The organism is Rhizobium sp. BK379 (genome assembly GCF_014193955.1).
Classification (GTDB): Bacteria; Pseudomonadota; Alphaproteobacteria; order Rhizobiales; family Rhizobiaceae; genus Rhizobium.
The window spans coordinates 462,553-488,396 of record NZ_JACIAD010000001.1; the positions used below are offsets into that span (position 1 = coordinate 462,553).

Annotated in this window: 22 protein-coding genes; 6 read left to right on the forward strand and 16 right to left on the reverse strand. The window is 61.4% G+C overall.

The features are described 5' to 3' along the window. Window position 1: 1 nt before the first annotated feature. From FHT93_RS02420 to FHT93_RS02445, 6 genes are all read right to left on the reverse strand, one after another. Window positions 2-826, reverse strand: a complete 825-nt coding sequence (locus FHT93_RS02420; RefSeq protein WP_112547751.1) for an inositol monophosphatase family protein — start codon at window positions 824-826, stop codon at window positions 2-4. Window positions 827-842: 16 nt separating this feature from the next. Continuing rightward, the gene (locus tag FHT93_RS02425; protein WP_112968204.1) at window positions 843-1,673 is read right to left on the reverse strand and encodes an inositol monophosphatase; all 831 of its coding nucleotides are present in this window, start codon (window positions 1,671-1,673) and stop codon (window positions 843-845) included. Window positions 1,674-1,717: 44 nt separating this feature from the next. Then, window positions 1,718-2,584, reverse strand: a complete 867-nt coding sequence (gene ttcA / locus FHT93_RS02430) for a tRNA 2-thiocytidine(32) synthetase TtcA (RefSeq protein WP_113015824.1) — start codon at window positions 2,582-2,584, stop codon at window positions 1,718-1,720. A 59-nt stretch (window positions 2,585-2,643) separates the two neighbouring features. Further along, on the reverse strand, window positions 2,644-3,573 hold the full coding sequence (locus FHT93_RS02435) for a glutaminase (RefSeq protein ID WP_112547754.1): 930 nt from the start codon (window positions 3,571-3,573) through the stop codon (window positions 2,644-2,646). Window positions 3,574-3,642: 69 nt separating this feature from the next. Beyond that, window positions 3,643-4,260, reverse strand: coding sequence for a 30S ribosomal protein S4 (gene rpsD, locus FHT93_RS02440; RefSeq protein ID WP_112547755.1), 618 nt, complete (start codon window positions 4,258-4,260; stop codon window positions 3,643-3,645). 197 nt (window positions 4,261-4,457) lie between these two features. After that, window positions 4,458-4,988 carry a MarR family transcriptional regulator gene (locus FHT93_RS02445; RefSeq protein WP_113015823.1) on the reverse strand — a complete coding sequence of 177 codons (531 nt, stop codon included), beginning with the start codon at window positions 4,986-4,988 and terminating at the stop codon, window positions 4,458-4,460. 102 nt (window positions 4,989-5,090) lie between these two features. Between FHT93_RS02445 and FHT93_RS02450 the strand changes: the two genes are divergently transcribed. Then, window positions 5,091-5,426, forward strand: coding sequence for a cupin domain-containing protein (locus FHT93_RS02450; RefSeq protein WP_112547757.1), 336 nt, complete (start codon window positions 5,091-5,093; stop codon window positions 5,424-5,426). Between the two features lie 3 nt (window positions 5,427-5,429). Here the strand turns inward: FHT93_RS02450 and FHT93_RS02455 are convergent, their stop codons facing one another. The 6 genes from FHT93_RS02455 to FHT93_RS02480 all read right to left on the reverse strand — a co-directional run bounded on the left by FHT93_RS02455 (window position 5,430) and on the right by FHT93_RS02480 (window position 12,687). After that, entirely contained in the window at window positions 5,430-6,944 is a 1,515-nt protein-coding gene (locus FHT93_RS02455) for an ATP-binding protein (protein WP_183846003.1), read from the reverse strand. Between the two features lie 108 nt (window positions 6,945-7,052). Beyond that, window positions 7,053-8,228 (reverse strand): MFS transporter, encoded by a 1,176-nt coding sequence (locus FHT93_RS02460; RefSeq protein ID WP_113148260.1) that lies wholly within the window; start codon window positions 8,226-8,228, stop codon window positions 7,053-7,055. 96 nt (window positions 8,229-8,324) lie between these two features. Further along, complete coding sequence (gene murI / locus FHT93_RS02465; protein ID WP_113118027.1) at window positions 8,325-9,128, reverse strand: glutamate racemase; 804 nt, start codon at window positions 9,126-9,128, stop codon at window positions 8,325-8,327. Continuing rightward, a complete protein-coding gene (locus FHT93_RS02470) occupies window positions 9,109-9,939 on the reverse strand; it encodes an RNA methyltransferase (protein WP_112547759.1) in 831 nt (276 codons plus the stop codon). The genes murI and FHT93_RS02470 overlap by 20 nt, the downstream gene beginning before the upstream one ends. Before the next feature lie 18 nt (window positions 9,940-9,957). After that, entirely contained in the window at window positions 9,958-11,994 is a 2,037-nt protein-coding gene (locus tag FHT93_RS02475) for an FUSC family protein (protein ID WP_183846004.1), read from the reverse strand. Window positions 11,995-12,144: 150 nt separating this feature from the next. After that, on the reverse strand, window positions 12,145-12,687 hold the full coding sequence (locus tag FHT93_RS02480; protein WP_183846005.1) for a hypothetical protein: 543 nt from the start codon (window positions 12,685-12,687) through the stop codon (window positions 12,145-12,147). Between the two features lie 193 nt (window positions 12,688-12,880). Between FHT93_RS02480 and FHT93_RS02485 the strand changes: the two genes are divergently transcribed. Together FHT93_RS02485 and FHT93_RS02490 are read left to right on the forward strand one after the other, a co-directional pair. Next, window positions 12,881-14,092, forward strand: a complete 1,212-nt coding sequence (locus FHT93_RS02485; RefSeq protein WP_037102662.1) for an NADP-dependent isocitrate dehydrogenase — start codon at window positions 12,881-12,883, stop codon at window positions 14,090-14,092. 444 nt (window positions 14,093-14,536) lie between these two features. Beyond that, on the forward strand, window positions 14,537-15,166 hold the full coding sequence (locus FHT93_RS02490) for a glutathione S-transferase family protein (protein WP_113015819.1): 630 nt from the start codon (window positions 14,537-14,539) through the stop codon (window positions 15,164-15,166). 62 nt (window positions 15,167-15,228) lie between these two features. On the opposite strand, the gene FHT93_RS02495 is transcribed toward FHT93_RS02490, so the two are convergent. Further along, the gene (locus FHT93_RS02495; protein WP_113015818.1) at window positions 15,229-16,080 is read right to left on the reverse strand and encodes an AraC family transcriptional regulator; all 852 of its coding nucleotides are present in this window, start codon (window positions 16,078-16,080) and stop codon (window positions 15,229-15,231) included. A gap of 234 nt (window positions 16,081-16,314) precedes the next feature. On the opposite strand from FHT93_RS02495, the gene FHT93_RS02500 reads away from it, so the two are divergent. Next, window positions 16,315-16,947 (forward strand): LysE family translocator, encoded by a 633-nt coding sequence (locus tag FHT93_RS02500; protein WP_113015817.1) that lies wholly within the window; start codon window positions 16,315-16,317, stop codon window positions 16,945-16,947. A gap of 85 nt (window positions 16,948-17,032) precedes the next feature. Here FHT93_RS02500 and alaS read toward each other — a convergent pair whose 3' ends face one another. Both alaS and recA read right to left on the reverse strand, forming a co-directional pair. Then, the gene (gene alaS, locus FHT93_RS02505; RefSeq protein WP_183846006.1) at window positions 17,033-19,687 is read right to left on the reverse strand and encodes an alanine--tRNA ligase; all 2,655 of its coding nucleotides are present in this window, start codon (window positions 19,685-19,687) and stop codon (window positions 17,033-17,035) included. 150 nt (window positions 19,688-19,837) lie between these two features. After that, window positions 19,838-20,926, reverse strand: coding sequence for a recombinase RecA (gene recA, locus FHT93_RS02510; protein ID WP_183846007.1), 1,089 nt, complete (start codon window positions 20,924-20,926; stop codon window positions 19,838-19,840). Between the two features lie 229 nt (window positions 20,927-21,155). On the opposite strand from recA, the gene FHT93_RS02515 reads away from it, so the two are divergent. Both FHT93_RS02515 and FHT93_RS02520 read left to right on the forward strand, forming a co-directional pair. Then, window positions 21,156-22,100 (forward strand): carbohydrate kinase family protein, encoded by a 945-nt coding sequence (locus FHT93_RS02515; protein ID WP_113206269.1) that lies wholly within the window; start codon window positions 21,156-21,158, stop codon window positions 22,098-22,100. 30 nt (window positions 22,101-22,130) lie between these two features. After that, the gene (locus FHT93_RS02520; protein ID WP_183846008.1) at window positions 22,131-23,057 is read left to right on the forward strand and encodes a pseudouridine-5'-phosphate glycosidase; all 927 of its coding nucleotides are present in this window, start codon (window positions 22,131-22,133) and stop codon (window positions 23,055-23,057) included. A gap of 74 nt (window positions 23,058-23,131) precedes the next feature. On the opposite strand, the gene FHT93_RS02525 is transcribed toward FHT93_RS02520, so the two are convergent. Beyond that, window positions 23,132-25,735 (reverse strand): PAS domain-containing sensor histidine kinase, encoded by a 2,604-nt coding sequence (locus FHT93_RS02525; RefSeq protein WP_112547768.1) that lies wholly within the window; start codon window positions 25,733-25,735, stop codon window positions 23,132-23,134. Window positions 25,736-25,844: the final 109 nt, after the last annotated feature.

A 25,844-nucleotide genomic window follows, 5' to 3' on the forward strand; every position in this document is an offset into this window, starting at 1 on the left:
CTTAGACGGTCACGATCTCGCGGCGGAAGATTTCCCAGCTCTCCTTGTCCGGCGTAATCAGCAACCCGCCGGTCACATGATGCGGCAGATAGGCCGAACCGTCGAAGCGGGCGGCATAGGCGCCGGCTTCCTGGCAGATCAGCGTGCCGGCCAGGTGATCCCAGGGCATCAGCTTGTTGTACATCAGGTAATGCACATGCCCGCCGGCAAAGGTGCGGTATTCATGTGCCGCGCAGCGGTAGTTGGTGAGGAAGCGAACCTTGGCAAGATTGCCAAGGATTTCGGCGCGCTTTTCCTGCGGCAGGTAGCCGGTGGAAGCCATGCCGACCATCTGGTCGAGCGCGACAGGTTCTGCCACTCGCAGCCGCTGCGCTTCGCCATCCGGCCGGCGCAGCCAGGCGCCGCCGCCCTTCTCAGCCATCACCCAGTCATCGCCCATCGGATCATAGATGATACCGGCAACCGTCTCGCCCTTGGAGACGACCGATGCCATGACGCCGAAGGCCGGAATGCCGGAAGCAAAGTTGAAGGTGCCGTCGACGGGATCGACGACGATGGCGAGATCGGCACCTTCGAGCTTGTCCAGAAGTGCTTCGTCAGCGGCAACCGATTCCTCACCGATGAACAATGCCTCCGGCCAGAGGCGCGCGGCCTCGGCTTTCATCATCCTTTCGGCCTGCTCATCGGCCTCGGTCACGAGGTCGGTCGCTTCCGTCTTGGCGCGCACATCGCTGCTGCCCAGTCGGCGAAAGCGCGGCAGGATCTCGGCTTTCGCTGCCTGCCGCAGGAGATCGGCAAGCTTCATCGTATCTATGGCAGTCGTCATGGCGGTTCCTTTCGGTTTATCTGTAGCCGACGATCTCGTTTCGGATCATCTGCCAGCTTTCCTTGTCGGGAGCAGAGATGATGCCGCCGGAAATCTCGCCGGGCCTGTAGGGCGTTCCGTCGAATTTGGCGGTATGGCCGCCGGCTTCCTGATGGGTCAGCACGCCGGCCAGATGGTCCCAGGGCATCAGCTTGGGGTGGCCGATGAAATGCAGCTTGCCCGAGGACACCATCCAATATTCGTAAGCCGAGCAATTGAACGCGAAGGTCATCTTGACCTTCGCCATATTGCCGGCAACGCGCGAACGATCCGGCTCTACCATATGGCTGCAGGCCATGGCGCCGATCATGAGGCCCAGTTCCAGAGGTTCCGCGACCTTGAGGCGGACAGGCTCGCAATTGCGCTTCCGCTGGAAGGCGCCGGCGCCCTTGAGGGAAACGACCGTGTCGCCGAGGACCGGATCGTGAATGATGCCGGCAACCGTTTCCCCCTTTACCGTCACGGCAAGGATCGTACCGAAAACCGGCATGCCGGCCGCAAAATTGAACGTGCCGTCGACGGGATCGATGACGAAGGCAAGATCGGCATCGGCAAGCGCCGGCACGACCGAACGATCCGCCTCATAGGCTTCCTCGCCGACAATGAGTGCCGAGGGAAAACGCTCGCGGATTGCTGCCGTAAGGTAAGCCTCGGAGCGCAGGTCGGCTTGCGTTACGAGATCGACGGAAGACGTCTTTTCGGAAACATTGGCCGCAGCCGCATTGCGGAAGCGCGGCATGATCTCTTCTTCGGCGACATGCCTGAGGCAATCACCGAGGAACTCTATGTCTTTGTCTGAGAAAATCATTTTGGACTCATTGCATGGAACTGCTGAGGCTCATAGCAAGTCCATTATGACGTTTGGGTGACGGCCAGCGCAGAAAAGTCGAAAAGTTTCGGATCGAGCAGGTGTGACGGGTTCACATGCGCGAGCGCACGCAGCATCGTGTCCTTGCGGCCGGGCATGCGGCGCTCGATATCGGCGAGCATATCCTTCATCGCATTGCGCTGCAGACCGTCCTGAGAGCCGCAGAGATCGCAGGGAATGATTGGAAACTGCATGGCGGCGGCAAACTTGGCCATGTCGTCCTCGGCGCAATAGGCGAGCGGCCTGAGCACCATCAGATTGCCTTCGTCGTTCAGAAGCTTCGCCGGCATGGCGGCCATCCGCCCACCGTGGAAGAAGTTCATGAAAAAGGTTTCGAGAATGTCTTCTCGATGATGGCCGAGCACCAGCGCGTCGCAGCCTTCTTCCCTGGCGATCCGGTAGAGATTGCCGCGGCGCAGGCGCGAGCAGAGTGAACAGTAGGTCGCTCCCTCCGGCACCTTCTCCTTCACGATCGAATAGGTGTCGCGATATTCGATGCGATGTTTGACGCCGATCTTTGAAAGGTATTCCGGCAGCACATGCTTCGGGAAATTCGGCTGGCCCTGATCGAGGTTGCAGGCGATCAGCTCCACCGGCAGCAGCCCGCGCCATTGCAGGTCGAGCAGCAGCGCCAGCAGGCCATAGGAATCCTTGCCGCCGGATATGCCGATCAGCCAGCGTTTCTGGCCCTTGAGCATGTCGAAATCATCGAAGGCCTGGCGCACCTGGCGCAGCAGACGCTTGCGCAGCTTGTTGAAGGAGACCGAGTGGGGCGCGTCGGCAAACAGCGCATGGCCGATGCCGGCTTCAGCCGCTTCCAGATCGTCGGCAATATTGGCTGCGATATTCATCTTGCTACCTGTCTGATGTGCCTGCCCTGCTTAGCAGAAAGCCGCCGGCCAACACAGCCTCAATCGCCGAAAACGGACCAGCCCGTACGCGCCGCCAGCATCTCCAGCGCCACGGCGCCAAGCTGCGAATTGCCGACCTTGTTAAGCCCCGGCGACCAGACCGCGATCGAAGCGATGCCGGGTGCCACCGCAAAGATGCCGCCGCCGACACCGCTCTTGCCCGGCAGGCCGACATGATAGGCAAAATCGCCCGATCCGTCGTAATGGCCGCAGGTCAGCATCAGCGCATTGATGCGCCGCGCCCGTTTCGGCGACACGACCGAATGGCCGGTTAGCGGATTGCCGCCGCGTGCCGCAAGGAACAGGCCGGCGCGGGCCAGCTGCTCGCAGGTCATGGAGAGCGCACACTGGTGGAAATAGACGCCGAGCACATGATCGACGGGGTGATCGAGATTGCGGTAGGAGCGCATGAAATTGGCGAGCGCGAAATTACGATAGCCGGTCGCCGTCTCCGAGCGTGCCACCTTGTCGTCGATGGTGATGGATTCGTCGTCAGCGAGGTAACGCACGAAGCGCAGCAACTCGCCGATCGCCTCGCGCGGCGCATGGCCGGCCATGACGACATCGCTAACGGCGATCGCGCCGGCATTGATGAAGGGATTGCGCGGGATGCCGTGCTCATGCTCGAGCTGGACGATGGAATTGAAGGCTGAGCCCGAAGGCTCGCGGCCGACGCGTTTCCACAGCCCCTCGCCCACCTTGCCGAGCGCCAGCGTCAGCATGAAGACCTTGGAAATGCTCTGGATGGAAAAGGCGACATCGGCGTGTCCGACGCTGTAGACCTTGCCGTCGACGGTGATGATCGACATGCCGAACTGGTTCGGATCGACCTTGGCAAGTTCAGGAATATAATCCGCCACCTTGCCCTCGCCGATACGGGGCGTCAGCTCCTTGTAGATGCTGTCGAGGACTGCCTGCAAATCCACCATCTTCCCTCCGGATACGAAAAAGCCGCCCCGAGAGGCGGCTTTTCCAGAATGCGAAAACGCCTCTCGCGATTAGCGAGAATAGAATTCGACGACCAGATGCGGTTCCATGACAACCGGGTACGGAACGTCGGCAAGCGTCGGAACGCGTGCGAAAGTGGCAACCATCTTGTTGTGGTCGACTTCGACGTAGTCAGGAACGTCGCGCTCTGCGAGCGAAACCGATTCCAGAACCGTAACGAGCTGCTTGGAGCGCTCACGAACTTCGATGACGTCGCCGACCTTGCAACGGTAAGAACCGATGTTGACGCGGACGCCGTTGACCGTAACGTGGCCATGGTTGACGAACTGACGGGCAGCAAAGACCGTCGGAACGAACTTGGCGCGGTAGACGATCGCGTCGAGGCGAGACTCCAGAAGACCGATCAGGTTTTCCGAGGTGTCGCCCTTGCGGCGGTCAGCTTCAGCGAAGATGGCGCGGAACTGCTTCTCGCGCAGGTCACCGTAGTAACCCTTCAGCTTCTGCTTGGCGCGCAGCTGCACACCGAAGTCGGAAAGCTTGCCCTTGCGGCGCTGGCCGTGCTGGCCCGGGCCGTATTCGCGGCGGTTCACCGGGGACTTCGGACGGCCCCAGATGTTTTCGCCCATACGGCGGTCGATCTTGTACTTGGACGATTCGCGCTTGCTCATCGTATTTCCTTTCAAAGTGTTAGGACGGTTTGTTGCCAAACCGCGCGAAGGAAACACGCCCTCCTTTGATCCCGTTTCCGGGAGCCGACAGGATCTTTCCATTACGCGAACGGATCTGATCCACGGGACATGTCAAATGAAACACCGGACATTGCTGCCCGGTGCTGGGGCGTCTTTAGGGATAAGTCACAGGATTGTCAAACAGAATCTGCCACGGCGAGGCCGTTATCGCCGGTTCGCTCAAGGGAGCCTGCGAGCTTGCGCAGCAGAGCGGCAAGCGCCCGGCGCTCGCTTTCCTCAAGCCCGCCGAGATGGGCGAGTTCCCGCTTCATATCTTCGCGGAAGGCGGCTTCTGCGCGGTCAATGCCCTCATCGGTCAGCGCTACCTCGAAGCTGCGCTTGTCCTGGGCCGATCGCTCGCGCCGGATCAGCCCCGATTTCTCCAGCCTGTCCAGCCGATGCGTCAGCCCGCCCGACGAGATCAGCAGAAGGCTGTAGAGCTCGGTCGGCGTCATCTTGTAGGGCGGCCCTGCCCTGCGAATCGTCGCAATTACGTCGAACTCGCCCCGATCGAGATCGAATTCGGCGAATGTCGCCTCGATGGAGGGCCGAACCAGATTGGAGAGCCGGTAGATACGCCCGAGGATGCTCATGGGCGTCGTGTCGAGATCGGGCAACTCCTTTGCCCAAAGGGTGCGTAGGCGATCGACGTGATCTTCCGTTTCCATCATGGCTCCAAACTATCTTGACGAGAAGATAAATTGGGTAAAGTATCTTCTTGAGAAGATAAATTCATAGCGAAGTCCGTAGCGTGATCCAAGGAGGAAATCATGTTCCATGTCATACCGCGTGAAAGCCAGCAGCAATTCGCCAACAGGACCATTCGCTTCGAGGGCCGGGATTTCGGCGCCCCGGTCTCGATCTTCCTGATCGACAACGAGCCTGGCCAGGGCCCGGACCTGCATGTTCACCCCTATACGGAAATGTGGATCGTGCGCTCCGGCAAGGCGCGTTTCACCGTTGGCGAAGAGACGCTGGAGCCCAATCCCGGCGATATAGTCATCGTGAATGCGGAGACGCCCCACTGCTTCAAGAATGTGGGAACAACGCGGCTGGAGCTCACCTGCATCCATGCCAGCCCCGAGATTATCCAGAGCTGGGTCTGAAGCTTATTCTGCGGCGCTCTTCAGGGCGTCGGTATCAGGCGCATCGGCCGAACCCGGTGCAGTCTCGGCCTGCAGGTCCGGGAAGGCGACGATGCGTTTGCCGGTAAAGTCCGCGTGGACGACGATCAGCCCCTGCTCTTCGAAATAGCCAAGCAGCCGGCGCGCGCGCCGGGCCGAATGCGTGCCATAAGCGCGGGCAATGCGGGCATCCGAAGGGCAGGCCTCGCCCCCGATCGCGGCCTTCGCCATCATCAGGAACACGCCCTGAAGATCGTCGGTGACGCCATTGGAGAGCGAAAGCGCCGTCGCCCAGGCTTCCCCTGCGGCCATGTCGGGATCGACGCCGGAGCGGGAAACCGCCACGCGCCGCCGGAAATCCTGCAAGGACATTGGGGCTCCCGGAACACGGCGCATGCGCAGCCGCACCAGGAATTCCTGATAGAGGACTGCATCCGTGCGGAAACCGGAGCCCGGATCGTCGAGGATCTCGGAGAGCACGCCGGAAAGCCGCTCCTCGCGCTCTTCGGCCGACAGTTCCGGCTGCGCCACACGCGGCTCGGCGGCCTGCATGGGGCTGGCGGCCGGCGTCGAGCGCGAGAGCTCGGCGAGAATATCGGTGGTCGGGCGCGGCGCCGGTGGAGCACGCCGTACGATCGGCCGCTGGAACTCTTCCGGATCCGGCGTGAAGATGAGGTCTTCGACATCCTGTGGCGAATCCGGCAGCGGCATCAGCTTCGGGCTGGAAGAGCGCGCCGATGTCTCGACATTGCCGATCTGGATCGGCAGCGGCCGACGCGACAAGGCAGGACCGAGGGCGACGAAATGGCCGCGCTTCAGATCGCGGAACATTTCCGCCTGACGGCGGTCCATGCCGAGCAGATCAGCGGCGCGCGCCATGTCGATATCGAGGAAGGTGCGGCCCATCAGAAAGTTCGAGGCTTCGGCCGCGACGTTCTTTGCAAGCTTGGCGAGACGCTGCGTGGCGATGACGCCGGCAAGCCCGCGTTTACGTCCGCGGCACATCAGGTTGGTCATGGCACCGAGCGACGCCTTGCGCGCATCTTCCGAGACATCGCCGCCGACCGAGGGCGCAAACATCTGCGCTTCGTCGACGACGACAAGAACCGGATACCAATATTCGCGATCGGCATCGAACATGCCGTTGAGGAAGGCCGCAGCCGCCCGCATCTGCTGCTCGATATCAAGCCCTTCCAGCGTCAGCACGCAGGAAACGCGATGCTGGCGGATACGGTTGGCAATGCCGGCAAGCTCGGCCTCGGTGCGCTCGCCATCGACGACGACATGGCCGAACCGGTCGGACAGCGTGACGAAATCACCTTCGGGATCGATGATGACCTGCTGTACCCATTGGGCCGATTGCTCCAGCAGGCGGCGCAGCAGATGCGATTTGCCGGAGCCGGAATTGCCCTGCACGAGCAGACGCGTCGCCAGCAATTCCTCGATATCGAGCGTCGCCGGGTTGCCGGACGCCATTCCCATATCGATGCCAACCTGCACGCCCAATTCCCCTTACAAATTCCAGCCTCCGTCTCTAGCAGATTCGCAGGCGCTGTTGTCGTCAAACCTTTAAAAACCCACAGGGAAAGTCAGGCCTGGAAAGACGTCCTACACCGCCTCGCGCTCGACGAGATCGCCCGCCATGTCGTTTTGCGTCGGAATCAGCAAACGGGTGCAGAGCAGGCTGACGAAGAGTGGTACCAGCAGGACCGCGAGCCCCACGCGCAAACCCAGGAGTTCGCCGAGAAAGCCGATGATCGGCGGCCCGATGAGAAAACCGCTGAGCGCCGCGAAGGAGAGTATGGCAACGCTTGAAGCAGGCGGTCGGTCGGTCAGCGAAGCGACGGCCGTCACCGCAAGCGGAAATCCGACCGAGACACCGACACCGACTGCTGCAAAGCCAAGCAGGGCAAGCGGCGTCGCCGGCGCAAGGAGAACGACGAGCATGCCGGCAAGCGAGGCGATGCCGCAGCCGCGGGCAATGGCAACCGCGCCGAAACGGCCTTTCATGTAGTCACCGCTGAAGCGCCCCGCAGCAACCATGAAAGCGAAAACCGAATAACCGAGACCGGTTTGGGCACCTTCGGCATTCATGACATCGCGGAGATAGACCGCCGACCAGTCGGCGATCGCACCCTCGGTCATCGTCACGCCGAAGACGAAGGCGCAGATCCCCAGCAGGGCAAGGCTTGGCGGCTTGAAGCCGGTCTTTGTCTGCGAATTCTCCGCATGGTGACTTTCAGGCAATTTCGGCAGGCGCAGGCTGGCGACCAGCGCGATCGGCAGGACGATGATCGCCGTGATCAGGATCGACCAGTGCGGTGAAAGCCCGATGGCGATGGCGCCAACGCCGATCAGGCTGCCGGCCATGATGCCGAAGCTCCAGAAGCCATGGCAGCGGCTCATGATGATCAGCCCCGTCGCCTTCTCCGTCACATCCGCCTCGACATTCATGCCGAGTTCCACCGTCGAAAGCGCGACCCCGACGATCATCAGGGCAAGGAAAAGAAGCAAGGCGCTGGGCGCGAAGGCCGGCAGCGAAACCACCGCAAGAAAGAAGATGAACCCATAGATGATCGCCATGCGCCCGCCGATGCGCGAGACGATCCGGCCGGCAAACGGGAGCGTGATCAGCGTACCAATAGGCAATCCCAGAAGGGCTACCGCGAGATCGGCGGTGCCGAGTTCGAGCTTCGCCTGGATATCGGGAATGCGCGGTAACCAGGCGCCAAAGGCGATCGGTTGCAGAAAGAAGATCAGCATCACAAGTCTTTGCAGCGGCACGGCGCATCCCTTTGCATCTTGAGCGGCAAACACCTGCTCGCGATTCCCCGCGGGGATCTTGCGTGATGAGACAGGGGAAATAAAGCGCGCAGTGCCCTATCGCGTGCTCAGGCCGAAACCTTGCATCAGCCGCCGCGTGGCAAAATCCGGATTGCCCGAGGTGAAGACGGCAAAGTCGAAATTGTCAGGATGAACGGCGTCCGCAACATGCGGTACCAGCGTGCGAGCGCGCCGCGCAATGGCTTCCGCCGGATCCAGCCAGTCCACCGGCCAAGGCGCAAGCCTTCGGAACATATTCGCCATGAAGGGATAATGCGTGCAGGCGAGCACGACGATGTCGGTCTTGCGCCCATCCTTCTCGACAAAACATTGGTCAATCTCGGTGAGCACTGCCTCGTCAGAAACGGCGTCACCGCGGATATAGGCTTCAGCCATGCGCGCCAGGTTTTCGGAGCCGACCAGCCGCACATGGCATTGCTGGGCGAAGGACTGGATGAGGTCGCGTGTATAGGCGCGTCTGACTGTACCGGGGGTCGCCAGCACCGAGACGAGCCCGGAGCGTGTGCGCTCGGCAGCAGGCTTTATCGCGGGCACAGTGCCGACGAAGGTCATCTGCGGAAAGGCGGCGCGCAGGTCGGCGCCCACAAGCGTAAAAGCCGTATTGCAGGCAATGATGCAGACCTCGGGATCGTAATCTTCAAGCAGCTTGGCGAAGAGGCCGATGATCCGCTCCTTCAGCGCCTGCTCCTCCCATCCGCCATAGGGAAAGCCGGCATCGTCGGCGATATAGATGAAGCCGCGCTCCGGCATCAGCACGCGCGCCTCGCGCAGCACGGTGAGCCCTCCTATGCCTGAATCGAAGACGAGGACGGGTTTCAGCTCATTCGTCGGCGCTGTCATCGGTGGGCGCTTCCTTGCGGGATCTGGTGGAACCGCCCTTGCGCGGGCTATTGCGCGAGAAGCGGTCGAGAGAGGAGATGACGCCGCGCAGCACGCTGATTTCCTGTTCCGTGAAGGCCCGGCGGGAGAGAACTGCGCGCAGGTTGTCGACCATTTTCGGCTTTTTCGAGGGCGGATGGAAATAGTTGCGGGAATCGAGCGCCTCTTCCAACTGGTCGAACAGGCCGAACAACTGTTCTTTGGTGGAGGGCCGCTGCTCAAGCGCCTGGAACGGCACTGCCTCCAGATCCTCCATGCCGGATTTCATCCATTCATAGGACATCAACAGTACCGCCTGGGCGATGTTGAGCGATGCAAAGGCCGGATTGACCGGAAAAGTGACGATCTCGTCGGCAAGCGCCACTTCCTCATTGGTCAGTCCCCAGCGCTCGCGGCCGAACAGGATACCCGTCGCCTCGCCTGCCCTGAAGCGGCTGCGCAGGTTTCCGGCGGCAAAGACCGGTGAGCGCACCGGCTTGTAATTGTCACGGCTGCGCGCCGTCGTCGCATAGACGAAGTTGAGATCGGCAATCGCCTCCTCGAGTGTCGCGAAGACCTTCGTGCCTTCGATGACGTGATCGGCCTTGGAGGCTGCGGCCTGCGCCTTCTCATTCGGCCAGCCGTCACGCGGATTGACGAGGCGAAGATCGGCAAGGCCGAAATTCGCCATGGCGCGCGCCACCATGCCGATATTCTCGCCCATCTGCGGCTCGACCAGAATGATAACAGGCCCTTCGGCCAAAAGTTGACGCTCGCTGTTGGTGCCCGCCATGGTGCTTATTTGTGCTTCCTATTCCTGATTTACGGGCGCAATAGCTTTGCCGGCCGCAAACGGCAAGTCCTGCGTCTCTGTCGGATAGAGCCGTTCGATGGTCGAGCCGATCATTTCGACGGCGAGTCGCGCCCCTTCCTGCCACAGTGGCAGGTGACGGCTGACGTGCCGCATCTGCTTGCGGGTGACGAGGAAACACTCCGAGCCGCGCGGCGTAAATCTGTCCAGAAGTCCGATCTCTGCGGTGATCCGTCCCTTGAGATCCTCGTCGACGGCATCGGCGGCGTTATTGCGGGCCAGAATGCGCGACCAATAGGTAACGGAGAGGAAAATCGCCAGCGTCTGGCGAATTTGTCCCGGCCTGGTGACAATGGACCAGGTGGAGCCGAGCGGGCGCGCCGAAAGCGTGATGTCGCGGTAGCAGGCATCGACCTTCTGCGAGATGACGATGAGCTCCGGCTGGCTCTTCTTTTCCGATACGGCCAGGAGCAGCTCCTTCAGGGCGTTGAACCACTTGGCGACCGCCGTATCGAGTGTCCCGCGCGTGCGTGCCGGCAGGACGAGGAAGGCGACGAGCGTTCCCGCCACCGCGCCGATCAGCGTCTCCTCCAGTCGCAACTTGAGGAGATCGAAGGTGAGGACACCCATCATGCCATAGACCAGGCAGAGAACGATCGAGATGAAGAAGGTCATCGTCGCATAGGAAATCTGCAGGAAATAGAAGGCAAGGAAGACGCAGACGATTGAAACCGCGATGGCGATGGCCAGCTGGTGCGTCAGCAATGTCGCCAGCACCAGGCCGAAAGCGATGCCGAACAGCGTACCGATTGAGCGCTGCAGCGCCTTGATAGCAGTATCGCCGCGCGAATTGGTATTGCTGAAAACGAGGAAGGACGCCAGCACTGCCCAGAACCAGCGTTCGCGGGAGAGCGCCAACCCAAGCGTCATGGCGATCGCCGCCGCGAGCGTGATCTGCAGGGCCGAGCGCATCAGCGGGTTCTTCAGCGAAAAATCGATCTGCGTTGATGGGCTGGCCTCCTTAATCGAGGCAATCTCGGCAAAGTCGGACCTGCGCCCGGCATCGATCGTCTCCGCAAGCTGCCGGCGTGCGGCACCCAACCAGAGCAACGCCCGCGCTGTCTCGCCCTGCGGCTGGCCTTCCATGTCGGCGACCGCCTTCTCCTGGGCCGAGAGCACTGCCTTGTCATCCTCGATCACCGCATGGACGAGCACAAAGGATGGCGGGCTTTGATAGCTCAGCACGATGGCGCTTTCGGTCGCCAGATGCGCATCGAATAGCCGGATCGCCAGTTCAGCGGCCGGTGCGGAAGCGCCATCGAAAACACCGCCCGGCGGGCGCGGAATGAAGCTCTCGGCCATCAGCACGACTTCCTTCAGCCGGTCCTCCAGCTGGCGCAGTTCCTGCCGGTCGGTCTCATCGACTTTCCCATCAGCAGCAAGGGCAGCGAGCTTGAAGAGGATCTGGTTGATGCGGCCCCGCACGCTCTCGAGCGATCGCAGCAGGTCGCGCCGCCAGTTGTCGGGCAGAAGCACCGCCCTCACCCAATGGCTGACGAGCGCCGAGACAACAGGGCCGACCAGGACGACGGGCAATTCAGCGATTGTCGGGTGGAAGTAGGAGCCCATGAAATAGGAAGTGAAGGCAAACATCCCGATCGCAAAGCCACGAGGACCGTAGACGCGCGCGGATGATGCGAGGAAGATCACCACGAGGAAGATGAAATCCGAGAGAACGCGCTGCGACTCCAGCGCCGCCGCGATACCGACGACGACAAGGCTTGCAAGGCAGCCGAGCAGCCTGGTGATGAGCTGGCTCGCCGAGCCCTTGTCGCGTACCGCGACTCCGCCTTCGATCGACAGCACGATGCCGAGACCATAGGACGCGATCGGCAACGGCACGATGAGCATGTGTATCGAAAGCAGGATCGCGAAGGAGAGCAGGATCGACAGAGTGACTCGTGACCCCATACGCAGGCGCGACAGCGCCGGGTCATTGGCAAGCAGCCAGTCTCGGAACTCAAAGCCGGAAATCACCCTTGCCAGTCCTCATGCGCGCGGGATGTGGCGAACCCGAGAGCGAGATACCGCCGCCTCGGCAAAAATCAAATCACACCAAAATGATGATGCCAAGAGTCATTAGCCGTCGTGTTCTTCGGAGTCGCCAGCCGGTGACCTCTTTGGCAGTCATTCGCCATTGGCGATCTGCACCATGGCCTCCTTGAGCGAGATCGGTCCCTGCCCCTCTTCGCCCTGGATCATGATGTCGTCGATGACGGCCTTGCCGCTCTCCTCGATTACCTCGAAACGCACGGTCGTGAAGGCATCCTTGTTGGGTGCGCCTTCCATGCAGGTCGCCGCCTTGAATTTCACCGTCACTTCGGTCGTGCCGTTTGCCGGCTGGCCGCTTTCGATGGAGAGATCCTGCAGCGGACAGGCATCCTGACCGTTGACGATGACGTCATAGTCGAAGGGCGAAATGCCGTCCTCGTCGGCCGCAGGATTTTGGGCTGCCGCCTTATATTTGTCGCCGAAATCCTTGCTGTAGAGCCGGCCGAGCATTCCTTCGTCGAAAATATCGATCCAGTCGCTGTTCTCGCCCGCCCAGTTTTTCTGCGTGTCCTTTATGATCTCCTTGACCGGCCCAGTCGCATCGGCCGCAAGTGAAAGGCGGGGTGCAAAAGACAGGGCGGCAACGAGGCCGGCGAACAGAACGGCGATCTTCTTCATGGCAAAATGTCCGGGACTCGGGGGGGCTTCTGCCGGCGAGACTAGCCATTTTCCAGCACTTGGCAATGGCGGCAAAAACGCTACGTCCCTGCCCGTTCTGCTTTGCGTTCCCGGCTCACAATGCTATAGCGCTCCGGACCCACATCACCCACCCGGGACAGCTGTCCCTTTCCTAAGCTTACGAGGCAGATACATGAAGAAGATCAAGGTCGCCAATCCCGTCGCCGATCTCGACGGCGATGAAATGACTCGCATCATTTGGCAGCTCATCAAGGATAAGCTGATCCATCCGTATCTCGACCTCGACATCGACTATTTCGACCTCTCGGTTGAAAACCGCGACGCCACCAACGACCAGGTCACGGTCGATGCCGCCAACGCCATCAAGAAGTACGGCGTCGGCATCAAGTGCGCGACCATCACGCCGGACGAAGCCCGCGTGAAGGAATTCAACCTCAAGGAAATGTGGAAGAGCCCGAACGGCACGATCCGCAACATCCTCGGCGGCGTCATCTTCCGCGAGCCGATCATCTGCCGCAACGTTCCCCGCCTCGTCCCGGGCTGGACGCAGCCGATCGTCGTCGGCCGTCACGCTTTCGGCGACCAGTACCGCGCAACCGACTTCAAGTTCCCCGGCAAGGGCAAGCTGACCATCAAGTTCGTCGGCGAAGACGGCACTGTTATCGAGAAGGAAGTCTTCAACGCGCCTGGCGCCGGCGTTGCCATGGCCATGTACAACCTCGACGAGTCGATCCGCGAATTCGCCCGCGCCTCGATGATGTACGGCCTGATGCGCAAGTGGCCGGTCTACCTGTCGACCAAGAACACCATCCTCAAGGCCTATGACGGCCGCTTCAAGGACATCTTCGAAGAAGTCTTCGAGACCGAATTCAAGGATCAGTTCAAGGAAGCCGGCATCACCTACGAACACCGCCTGATCGACGACATGGTCGCTTCCGCTCTGAAGTGGTCCGGCGGCTACGTCTGGGCCTGCAAGAACTACGACGGCGACGTCCAGTCCGACACCGTTGCCCAGGGCTTCGGTTCGCTCGGCCTGATGACCTCGGTTCTCTTGACGCCTGATGGCAAGACGGTTGAAGCCGAAGCCGCTCACGGCACGGTCACCCGCCACTACCGTCAGCACCAGAAGGGCCAGGAAACCTCGACGAACTCGATCGCTTCGATCTTCGCCTGGACCCGTGGCCTCGCGCACCGCGCCAAGCTGGACGACAATGCCGAACTCGCCAAGTTCGCCTCGACGCTGGAAAAGGTCTGCGTCGATACCGTCGAAGCCGGCTTCATGACCAAGGACCTGGCGCTGCTCATCGGCCCGGATCAGCCGTGGCTCTCCACGACGGCTTTCCTCGACAAGATCGACCAGAACCTGCAGGCCGCAATGGCCTGAGCCCTGTCAGCATAAAGATCGAAAAACCCGGCCATTGTGCCGGGTTTTTTGTTGCTGCCACTGTGCTCACTGATGCTAAATTAGCAACGCCTTTGAAAAGTAAGCCTCGCGTAAGTTGCAAAGCCTATTCAGAAACTCGCCTAGGCATGGAGGTTCTGATGGCCAAGAAGAGTTTTGTCCCCGAATTCCTGCAGCTTGTAAGGCTTCTCGCCCGCCGCGAGGGCCAGGATATGATTGTCTTTTACCTTGATCTTGCTTTGCTCGAGACCCAGACCCTGCACTACAATCAGCGCTGGCGATCCCTTCCCGGCCGGACCGCCGGCCCTGACGCAGCGCCGGCGACAGAGGTCATTTCCCGCGCGGCAGTGAAGGCGCCGCCTTCTCCAAGGGTTGAAATCTCCCGCGCCAGCGCTACGAAAGAAGCTTGGGAGAGAGGAAAGCAGGATGACCGAGGAAATCACCTTCTACACCAATCCGATGTCGCGCGGCCGGATAGCGCGGTGGATGCTGGAAGAAACCGGCATACCATATCATACCGAAGTCCTGACCTTCGGCGGGACGATGAAGGAACCGGACTATCTGTCCGTCAACCCGATGGGCAAGGTGCCGGCGATCCGTCATGGGAAGACGATCGTGACGGAATGCGCGGCAATCTGTGCGTATCTTGCGGACACGTTTCCGCAGGCAGGGTTGGGCCCGCAGACGGATGAGCGAGCCGATTACTACCGCTGGATGTTCTTCGCCGCCGGGCCATTGGAAGCGTCCGTCACCTTGAAGGCGCTCGGCTTCGAAATTCCGCAGGAGCGGCTGCGCATGGCAGGTTGCGGTTCGTTCGGTGATGTCATGGGCACGCTGGAAAAGGCGGTTTCGGCCGCCTCCCCCTATATTGCCGGCAAGCGCTTTACCGCTGCCGATGTTTATGTCGGTTCGCATATCGGCTGGGGTCTTGCCTTCGGCAGCATCGAAAAGCGCCAGGCCTTCGTCGATTATTTCGGCCGGCTTTCCGAACGCGATGCCTATAAGCGGGCAACGGCGCTGGATGAAGAAGCGGCGAAGGCGATGCAGGCGGCCTGAAGCAATTCCAGCAAAAGTGCGTAGCGGTTTTGCGTCCGGAATCGCGTACAGAAAAGAGCCGTTTACGCCAGCGGCATGTAGATATCCGTCCGCAATTCGGTCGGCGCGACTTCGCGCGGATTGTTGAGATATTCCTCGAACATCACGCGATCCCGGATCTGCCGGCCGGATGCAGGCAGCCACTGGGCGTAGAGCCACTGATAGGCCTTGTACATATCGGCGTAAGGCCCCTTGTGGTGCAAAACGGCATAATCGCCGCCTTCCACCATGCGTCGCTCCAGCGGCGCATTGGCGGTCATCTCCTCTCCTGCTGCGACACAGGCGACAGAGCGCAGCTTCTCGGGCTGCACGAGATCGGGATCGTCGAGATAGACGCCGATCATGCGCATCTCCGGCTTTGCGAGCCCACGGGCATAGAGCGCGCCGAACAGCGTCTCGAAGGCCTTGCCGATCTCCATATAGGAGCCGGTATGGGGAACGCCGATGAGCTCGAGCTGCGGGATGGTTTTCAGGGTGACATCAAACATGGCTGGTGCCTTTCCGGTGCGTGAGGGTTGGAACTGCGTGTGGCTTCCCTCTTTCCGGTAGCGTGCCGGCGGCATTCCATAGACCGATTTGAAGATGCGGTTGAAGGACTGGAGATTGGGATAGCCTGATCGCTTCGCAATTTCGCTGACATCAAGATCCGTACGGACGATATCGCCCGCCGCGCGATGCAGCCGCAGCCGCTTGACGGTTGCCGCCAGCGTCTCGCCGTAAATCGCCCTGTAGATTCGGTGCCAGTGATAGCTCGACAGGCACGCGATTTCGGCCAGCCGCTCCATATCGAGATCCTCGTCGAGATGATCGTGGATATAGGCCGAGACCCGTCTCAGACGGTTCTCGTAGAGCGCCCATGCCGTTTCACCCACCATGTCAAACCCTTTGCAAATCGATCGGCTCACCAAAGCATAGCCCGATTTGACAAATCCTGCTGACTTGAACCTTAGAGCGCCGTGCGTCCATTCGGACGCACAAAGGACGCTCTAACTCTTTGAATCTACGCGCTAGGCTTTTCCGAAAATCGATTCATATTTTCGGAAAAGCCTGGTGCTGGGAGCGAATCCTGCGTAGACCGGAATTCCGGCTCGAACCCAAGAGGAAGACTGATGCCGGACTTTTCTACATTGATACTCTTTGCCGCCGCAGCGTTGGTGCTCACTGCAACGCCCGGTCCCGATATGCTGCTGATTGCCTCCCGCAGTATCAGCCAGGGACGCACAGCCGGATTTCTGACCTATGCAGGCATTGCTCTCGGCACCTATTGTCACGCGCTCGCCGCAGCTTTCGGGCTCTCGCAGCTCCTCGTGGCCGTGCCCGTCGCCTACGAGGCGGTGCGTTGGGCCGGTTGCCTCTATCTGCTTTATCTCGCCTACAAGACGGTCCGCTCCGAAAGCACCTCCTTTGCGCCGGCCTCGACGCTGAGGCGACTGTCGGGACGGCGCATCTTCTTTGCCGGTCTTGCGACAAATCTGCTCAATCCGAAAATGGCACTCTTCGTCATCGCGCTCTTTCCGCAATTCGTGACTGCCGAGGGCGGTTCGATGGGTGTGCAGATGCTGGTGCTCGCCAGCGTGCTGAACGGTATCGGCCTTGTCGTCAACGGCGCAGTCATCCTGCTCGGCAGTCAGATCCGCTCGCGTCTGGGCTCGATGCGCCGCTTCCCGAAGCTGCCGCAATATCTGCTGGCTGGCGTATTCACCGGCCTCGCCTGCCGCCTCGCATTCCAGACGAGAAACTGACCGCAGGGCGTGCCGAAAACAAAACCGGCTGCGAAATCGATGATCTCGCAGCCGGTTCAAATTTGACCTGTTGTCAGGCGAATGCTCAGCCTGCAAGTGCTGCCGCAACGGCCTCAAGCGCCTCGTCAGCCTTGGCACCATCTGGGCCGCCGGCCTGCGCCATGTCGGGACGGCCGCCGCCGCCCTTGCCGCCGAGAGCAGCAGAAGCGACGCGCACCAGATCGACAGCGCTGAAACGGCTGACGAGATCGGACGTCACGGCCACGACGGCACTCGCCTTGCCATCGTCGGAAACACCGATCAGCGTCACGACGCCAGAGCCGATGCTTGCCTTGCCGTCATCGGCAAGCCCCTTGAGATCCTTCGGATCAACGCCGGCCACGGCCTTGCCGAGGAACTTGATGCCGGCGACCTCACGCACGGCATCGGCAGACCCACCCTGCCCGCCGCCCATGGCGAGCTTGCGCTTGGCATCGGCCAGTTCCTTTTCGAGCTTGCGGCGCTCATCCATCAACGCTTCGACACGCGAGAGAACGTCCGACGGTTGCACCTTCAGCGAGGCGGCCAGCGTCTTAACGCGCTCGTCCTGTTCGGCGAGATATTCGCGGGCCGATTCACCAGTGACCGCTTCGATACGGCGAACGCCGGCGCCGACGGCGCTTTCGCCAAGGATGCGCACGAGACCGATCTGGCCGGTTGCCGACACATGCGTGCCGCCACAGAGTTCGACCGAATAAGGCCTGTTGGCTTTGGCGCCATGCAGACCCGTACCCATCGACACGACACGCACTTCATCGCCGTATTTTTCGCCGAAGAGCGCCATGGCGCCTTCTGCAATGGCATCGTCGACACTCATCAGGCGGGTCGTGACCGGAGCATTCTGCAGCACGATCTGATTGGCCATCTCTTCGACGACCTTGAGTTCGTCAGCCGTCATCGGCTTCGGATGCGAAACGTCGAAGCGCAGGCGCTCGGGCGCAACCAGCGAACCCTTCTGGGCAACGTGGGTGCCGAGCACTTCGCGCAGCGCCTCATGCAGGAGATGGGTTGCCGAGTGGTTGGCGCGCAGGCGCGAGCGGCGGGCGTGATCGACTGTCAGCGCGACAGGCTCGCCGGCCTTGACCACGCCTTCGATCACCGTGCCCAGATGCACGAACAGGCCCTCGCCCTTCTTCTGCGTATCCGAAATCTCGATCTTGCCGTGGTCGGAAGAGATCACGCCGGTATCGCCCATCTGACCGCCGGACTCGCCGTAGAAGGGGGTCTGGTTGACGACGATCTGCACCTTGTCGCCGGCCTTGGCTTCGGCCGCGACGGCACCGTCCTTGACGATCGCTTGCACGACGCCTTCGGCCGTCTCGGTGTCGTAGCCGAGGAACTCGGTTGCGCCGTGCTTTTCCTTGAGTTCGAACCAGACGGTTTCGGTCGCCTTCTCGCCGGAACCTGCCCAGTGCGAACGGGCCTCGGCCTTCTGGCGTTCCATCGCATCGGTGAAGCCGGAGATGTCGACGCCGATTTCGCGGGCACGCAGTGCGTCCTGCGTCAGGTCGAGCGGGAAGCCATAGGTGTCGTAAAGCTTGAATGCGGTCTCACCATCCAGCATGTCGCCCTTGGAGAGATCGGCCGTCGCATCCGAGAGAAGCGACAGGCCGCGCTCCAGCGTCTTGCGGAAACGGTTTTCCTCAAGCTTCAGTGTCTCGGAGATCAGCGCCTCGGCGCGCACAAGTTCCGGATAGGCGCGGCCCATCTCCTGCACCAGCGTCGGCAGCAGCCGATACATCAGCGGCTCCTTGGCGCCGAGAAGCTGGGCATGGCGCATGGCGCGGCGCATGATACGGCGCAGCACGTAGCCGCGGCCTTCATTCGACGGCAGCACGCCGTCGGCAATCAGGAAGGCGGATGAACGCAGGTGGTCGGCGATGACGCGGTGGCTGGCGCTGCCCTCGGCCTTTACGCCGACTGCATCTTCGATCGTGCCGGTCAGCGTGCGGAACAGGTCAGTGTCGAAGACGCTCTGGACGCCCTGCAGAACGGCAGCCATGCGCTCCAGGCCCATGCCGGTATCGATCGACGGGCGCGGCAGCGGGTTGCGAACGCCAGGCTCGGTCTGTTCGAACTGCATGAAGACGAGGTTCCAGAATTCCAGGAACCGGTCGCCATCCTCTTCCGGCGAACCGGGAGGGCCGCCCCAGACATTCTCGCCCTGGTCGATGAAGATTTCCGAGCACGGACCGCAGGGGCCGGTATCGCCCATCTGCCAGAAATTGTCTGACGTCGGGATGCGGATGATCTTGTCGTCGGAGAAACCAGCGATCTTCTTCCAGAGCGTCGCTGCTTCCTCGTCCTCGGAATAGACGGTGACCAACAGCCGGTTCTTCGGCAGGTCGAAGCCCTCGGTGACCAGCTTCCAGGCAAGCTCGATCGCATTCTCCTTGAAATAGTCGCCGAAGGAGAAGTTGCCGAGCATTTCGAAGAAGGTCAGGTGGCGGGCAGTATAGCCGACATTGTCGAGGTCGTTATGCTTGCCGCCGGCGCGCACGCATTTCTGCGAGGTCGTCGCCGTCGAATAGGGACGCTTTTCGAGACCGGTGAAGACATTCTTGAACTGCACCATGCCGGCATTGGTGAACATCAGCGTCGGGTCATTGCGCGGCACGAGCGGGCTCGATGGAACGATCTCGTGGCCGTTCTTCTTGAAGTAGTCGAGGAAGGTCGACCGGATATCGTTTACACCGCTCATTTCATGCCCTTCGATGCTGCCAGCAGGCAGGTAAAATTAAATCCATCGGCTTTTATCGTCCGACCTTGCCACTGTCCAGCAACAAACAAAACCGGCCGCATTCTCGTGAGGGAATGCGGCCGGTTCAAATTCGTTATGTGCTAGGCTGGATTACATGTCGCCATCGCTAGCATCATCGCCGGCATCCGGGCCGCCATTCTGCAGGAAGCGGTCGGCGATCAGGCCGGCATTCTGGCGCAGCGCCGTTTCGATCTCGCGGGCGAGATCCGGATTGTCGCGCAGGAAGATCTTGGCGTTTTCGCGGCCCTGGCCGAGACGCTGGCTGTTATAGGAGAACCAGGCGCCCGACTTCTCGACGATGCCGGCCTTGACGCCGAGGTCGATCAGTTCGCCGGTCTTGGAAACGCCCTCGCCATACATGATGTCGAATTCGACCTGCTTGAAGGGAGGCGCCATCTTGTTCTTGACGACCTTGACGCGCGTCTGGTTGCCGATGACCTCTTCGCGTTCCTTGACTTGGCCGATACGGCGGATGTCGAGGCGGACGGAGGCATAGAACTTCAGCGCGTTGCCGCCTGTCGTCGTTTCCGGCGAACCGAACATGACGCCGATCTTCATGCGGATCTGGTTGATGAAGATCACCATCGTATTCGACTTGGAGATCGAAGCCGTCAGCTTGCGCAGCGCCTGGCTCATCAGGCGGGCCTGCATGCCCGGCAGGTTGTCGCCCATTTCGCCTTCGATTTCGGCGCGCGGCGTCAGCGCTGCCACGGAGTCGACGACGAGAACGTCGATCGCGCCGGAGCGCACCAGCGTATCGGTGATTTCGAGCGCCTGTTCGCCGGTGTCGGGCTGCGAGATCAGGAGGTTCTGCAGGTCGACGCCGAGCTTGCGGGCATAGACCGGATCGAGAGCGTGTTCGGCATCGACGAAGGCGCAGATGCCGCCCTTCTTCTGCGCTTCGGCAATGGTCTGCAGCGCGAGCGTCGTCTTACCAGAGCTTTCCGGACCGTAGATCTCGATGATGCGACCCTTCGGCAGACCGCCGATGCCGAGGGCGATATCGAGGCTGAGCGAACCTGTGGAAACCGTTTCGATCTCGACGATGTTCTCGTTCGAGCCGAGTTTCATGATCGAGCCCTTGCCGAACGACCGCTCGATCTGTGAGAGTGCCGCTTCGAGCGCCTTGCTTTTGTCCACCGATTTGTCCTCTACGAGCCGCAATGAATTCTGAGACATTCGATCCACCTTTAGGTTATTGACGCTGCTCTAGCAATGTCGCCGCTGATGCGAAGTTTGTACCTGATTTGTTCTTATTTCGCAATGGGGTTGCAAATAATTGAAAGAAAAAGGTAAAACGGCCTGTGTTCTATTTTTGTTTTATCGATGCAAAGCAACGGCTTAATGTCCCGCAGGCACTGAATCCTGCCGCTTTGCGCCGCATTCGATTCGCTTTCGAGGTGCAGAAATGAGCGGCAAGATTCTTGTCCTCGGCGGCGCCCATATCGATCGTCGCGGCCGTATCGCCGGTGAGACGGCACCGGGGGCCAGCAACCCCGGCTCATGGTTCGAGGAGCCGGGCGGCGGCGGCTTCAACGCGGCGCGCAATCTTGCCCGTCTCGGCTTCGACGTGACGATGATCTCCCCGCGCGGCGGCGATCCGATCGGCGAAATGGTGAGCGAGGCGGCCGACTTTGCCGGCATCAACGACCGTCCTTTCGTCTTCCTCGACCGCAAGACGCCGAGCTATACGGCGATCATTGAGAAGGACGGCAATCTCGTCATCGCGCTCGCCGACATGGAACTCTACCGCTTCTTCGTGCCGCGCCGCCTGTCGATCCGCTGGGTGCGCGATGCCTTCGCCGCCACCGATTTCATCCTCTTCGATGCCAATCTGCCGGAGGAAACGGCAGCCGCGATCGTTGCAAGGGCCAAGGCGCTCGGCAAGCCGGTCGCGGCAATTGCCATTTCACCGGCCAAGGTCGTGCGTCTCCTGCCCTGCCTCGGAGGCATCGACTATCTCTTCATGAATGAGGCCGAGGCTGCAGCCCTCACCGGCAAGCGGCCGGACGACGCTGCCGGCTGGCCGTCGCTGCTCGGTGACATCGGCGTTGGCGGCGCGGTCGTCACCCGCGGCCAGCGCGAGCTTGTCGCCTTCAAGAACGGTCGCGCACTTCTCCTGCAGCCGCCGATTTCTGACAATGTGGCCGATGTCACCGGTGCGGGAGATTCGCTCGCAGCAGGCACACTGTCTGCCTTGATGTGTGGCCATCCGCTCGAAGAAGCGGTCCGCCATGGTGCGGCGGCAGCCGCCCTCACCGTCCAGTCGCGGCATGCGGTGAACGAAAATCTCGCGCCGGACCTTCTTCGCGACATGCTTTCGCTTGTCCCGGCCGCCAGAATTCTGCAATGAAGCGGCAACATCGATAAACGGATACGGATCATGACCAAACCTATCTCGCCCCTCCTGCCGATCTCCTATTCCAAGGAAGTCGCCGCCGGCAAGCAGCGCGGCGCACCGATCGTGGCGCTCGAATCGACCATCATCACCCACGGCATGCCCTACCCCGGCAATATCGAAATGGCGCGTAGCGTCGAAGCGATCATCCGCGACCAGGGCGCCGTTCCCGCCACCATCGCCGTGATCCACGGCACGCTGCATATCGGCCTGGAGGCCGCCGAACTGGAACAGCTCGCCAAGGCCAAGGACGTGATGAAAGTATCGCGCGCCGATATCGCCTTCGCGATCGCCGAGCGCCGCACGGGTGCAACGACTGTCGCTGCCACGATGATTGCCGCGGCACGCGCCGGCATCAAGGTTTTCGCGACCGGCGGCATCGGCGGCGTGCATCGCGGTGCCGAAGAAACCTTTGACATCTCCGCCGACCTGGAAGAACTGGCCCGCACCGGCGTCATCGTCGTCTGTGCCGGCGCCAAGGCTATCCTCGATATTCCGAAGACGCTGGAAGTGCTGGAGACCCGCGGTGTGCCGGTCGTCACCTATGAAAGCGATGAATTCCCGGCCTTCTGGTCGCGGGCCTCAGGCATCCGCAGCCCGCTGACCCTGAACAGCCCGGCCGCGATCGCCAATTTTCAGACGACGCGCGAACAGCTTGGCATCGACGGCGGCATGCTGATTGCCAACCCGGTGCCGGAAGCCGACGAAATTGCCCGTGAGGAAATGGAAATCTATATCGAGCGCGCCCTCGACAGCGCCGAGCGTGACGAAATCACCGGAAAGGCGGTGACGCCTTACCTGCTGAGCACAATCTTCGACCTGACGGATGGCCAGAGCCTGAAGACGAATATCGCGCTCGTGGAGAACAATGCGCGGCTAGCGGCAGAGATTGCCGTCGCACTCGGCGAATAACCGATCGTCCCCGGGGTTCCCCCCGCCAATATTACTGAGAAATTTAAGGGGCGCTCCAGCGCCCCTTTTTCGTATCAGCTATCCAGCGTCTCTTTCACCGCCACAGCCAGTTGCTTCAGCGAGAATGGCTTCGGCAGGAAGCCGAACTTGGCTTCCGGCGGCAGGTTGCGGGCGAACGCATCCTCGGCGTAACCGGATACGAAAATGAACTTCAGATCCGGATAGTTCTTGCGCAGCTCGCGCAGCAGCGATGGTCCGTCCATCTCGGGCATCACCACGTCGGAGACGACGATATCCACCTTGCCTTCGAGCTCCTCCATGATCTCGAGGGCCTCGACGCCGGAGCCGGCCTCGTGGACCGTGTAGCCACGCGTCTCCAGCATGCGCTTGCCGCCGCGCCGCACCGCTTCCTCGTCCTCGACGAGCAGGATGACGGCGGAGCCCGTCAGGTCTTCGGGCTGCTTCGGCTGCACCAGTTCCACGACGTTCGCGCCACCTGCCGCAACTGCCTGATCGGCTGCCTCCGCCTCGGCGGCAACGGCCGGTTCGACGATATGGCGCGGCAGGAAGATGCGGAAGGTGGTGCCCTTGCCGACTTCCGATTCCGGCTGGATATAGCCGCCGGACTGCTTGACAATACCGTAGACCATAGCGAGGCCAAGACCGGTACCCTTGCCCACTTCCTTGGTCGTGAAGAAAGGCTCGAAGATCTTGTCCATGATCTCGGGCGCAATACCGGTGCCGGTATCGGTCACTTCCACCAGCACCATGTCCTCATGCGGCATGTAGGAGTAGTTGAAGGCCGCGACCTCGGCGGCCGGCAGGTTGCGCGTGCGCAGCGTCAGCGTGCCGCCCTTCGGCATCGCATCGCGCGCATTGACACTGAGATTGATCAGCACCTGCTCGAACTGCGAGAGATCGGTTTTGACCGGCCAGAGATCCCGGCCATATTCGACGTCGAGCTTGACGTTCGTGCCTGAAATCAGCCGGTCGACCAGCATGCGAAGATCGCCGACGACATCGGTGAGGTTGAGCACCGTCGGCCGCATCGTCTGCTTGCGCGAGAAGGCGAGCAGCTGGCGCACGAGAACGGCCGCACGGTTGGCGTTACGCTTGATCTCCATGAGATCGGCAAAGCTTGCATCGGCCGGCCGCGCCTGCAACAGCAGATGGTCGGAGGATAGCAGGATGGCCGTCAGCACATTGTTGAAGTCATGCGCGATGCCGCCGGCGAGCGTGCCGACTGCATTCATCTTCTGCGTCTGCGCCATCTGCGCTTCGAGCGCCTTCTGCTCGGTCACTTCCACCGCATAGACGATGGCCGCCTCCTCGGGCGCCTCGTCGCTCTGGTCGATCACGGCATTCACGTAGAAGCGGAAGAAGCGCGCCTCGTCCGTCGGCGTGCGGGAATCGATCGGCGCGATATCGCCCTGCCGGTCCTTGGCGGCGGCAAGCGCTGCGGCGAGCTGCGGCCGGTCGCTCTCCTGCACGATCGTTTCCATCAGCGCGCCGCGCTCCAGATCGTCACGCGAGACGATATTGGAGAACAGCTTCAGGAAAGGCGCATTGGTGCGCAGGATCTTGCCCTTGCCGTCGACGGAGGCAATCGCCATCGGCGTATTGTTGAAGAAGCGGGTGAAGCGCATGGCGGCTGCCGAGGCCGATTGCCCGTTCTCGCCATCCTTGTCGCGCGTGAGCACGATGGTGCGGCTTTCGCCCGGCGCCCCGTCGCGCATGGAAGTGACGCGGTGGATGATCTGCACCGGCAGGCTCTGGCCGTTCGATTTGCGCAGGTCGAGATCGAGCGTGACGGTCTTCTTCAGACCCGGTTCGGCCTGCACGGACTGGATCAGCGCCAGCCCCTCGCCGGCGACGAGATCGCCGATATTCATCGAGCCCGGCATGAACTTGGTGAGGTCGAGCCCCAGCCATTCGGCAAGCGTCGCATTGAGATAGAAGATTTCGCCCTTGCGCCCGGCGGAAAAGAAGCCTGACGGAGCGTGGTCGAGATAGTCGATCGCGTTCTGCAGCTCCTTGAAGAAGCGCTCCTGGTCCTCGCGCTCGGCGGTGATATCGGTGATCTGCCAGATCTGCAGCGGCTTGCCGTCGCCATCGTCAGGCTGCAGCAGCCGGGCCTTGAGACGATACCAATGTGCGCCGGCGCTGCTTCCCGGTCCGACTGCGCGCAGCAGGCGGAATTCCTCGCGCCCCTCCCGGCCTTCACGCAAGCCGTTCACGAGGCGGTAGAGCGCCTCATTCGATTCGCGGTGGCGCGACAGCAGCGTTTCCAGCGTCTGCACCTCTGTTGCCTTGCGTGCGCCCGTCAGCGCCCCGTAGGCGGCGTTGGCGTAGACGATGCGGCCCTTCTCGTCTGTGATCAGCGAACCGTCCGGATGGCTGTTCAGGAAGGCGCGCGCCAGGCTGTCGGACTGGCGCTGCGGCATGACCTCGATGAAGCCGATAACGGAGGAAACGAGGAAGAAGATGCCGACCATCGCGAGAACGCCGAGACAGCCGAGTACCAGCTCGTTGCCGAGCGAATCTTTGAAGAAGACGAAGGCTGCCGCCGCCGCAATCAGCACGATCGCCAGCAGAATGATGCGTATCGCCGTGCCAGAACGCCCCCCACGATCCACAAGCGGCGCGTTATAGTCGTCGACCTGACGCGATTTCGTCATCTATTCCTCGCATAAGCCCCTCCTGCCGCGCTCGCTAACATCGCTGCGAAACAGGAATCAGGCACTCTTTCCTTCTTATCAACTTGCTGCGCCCGCAAAAACAGCAGGT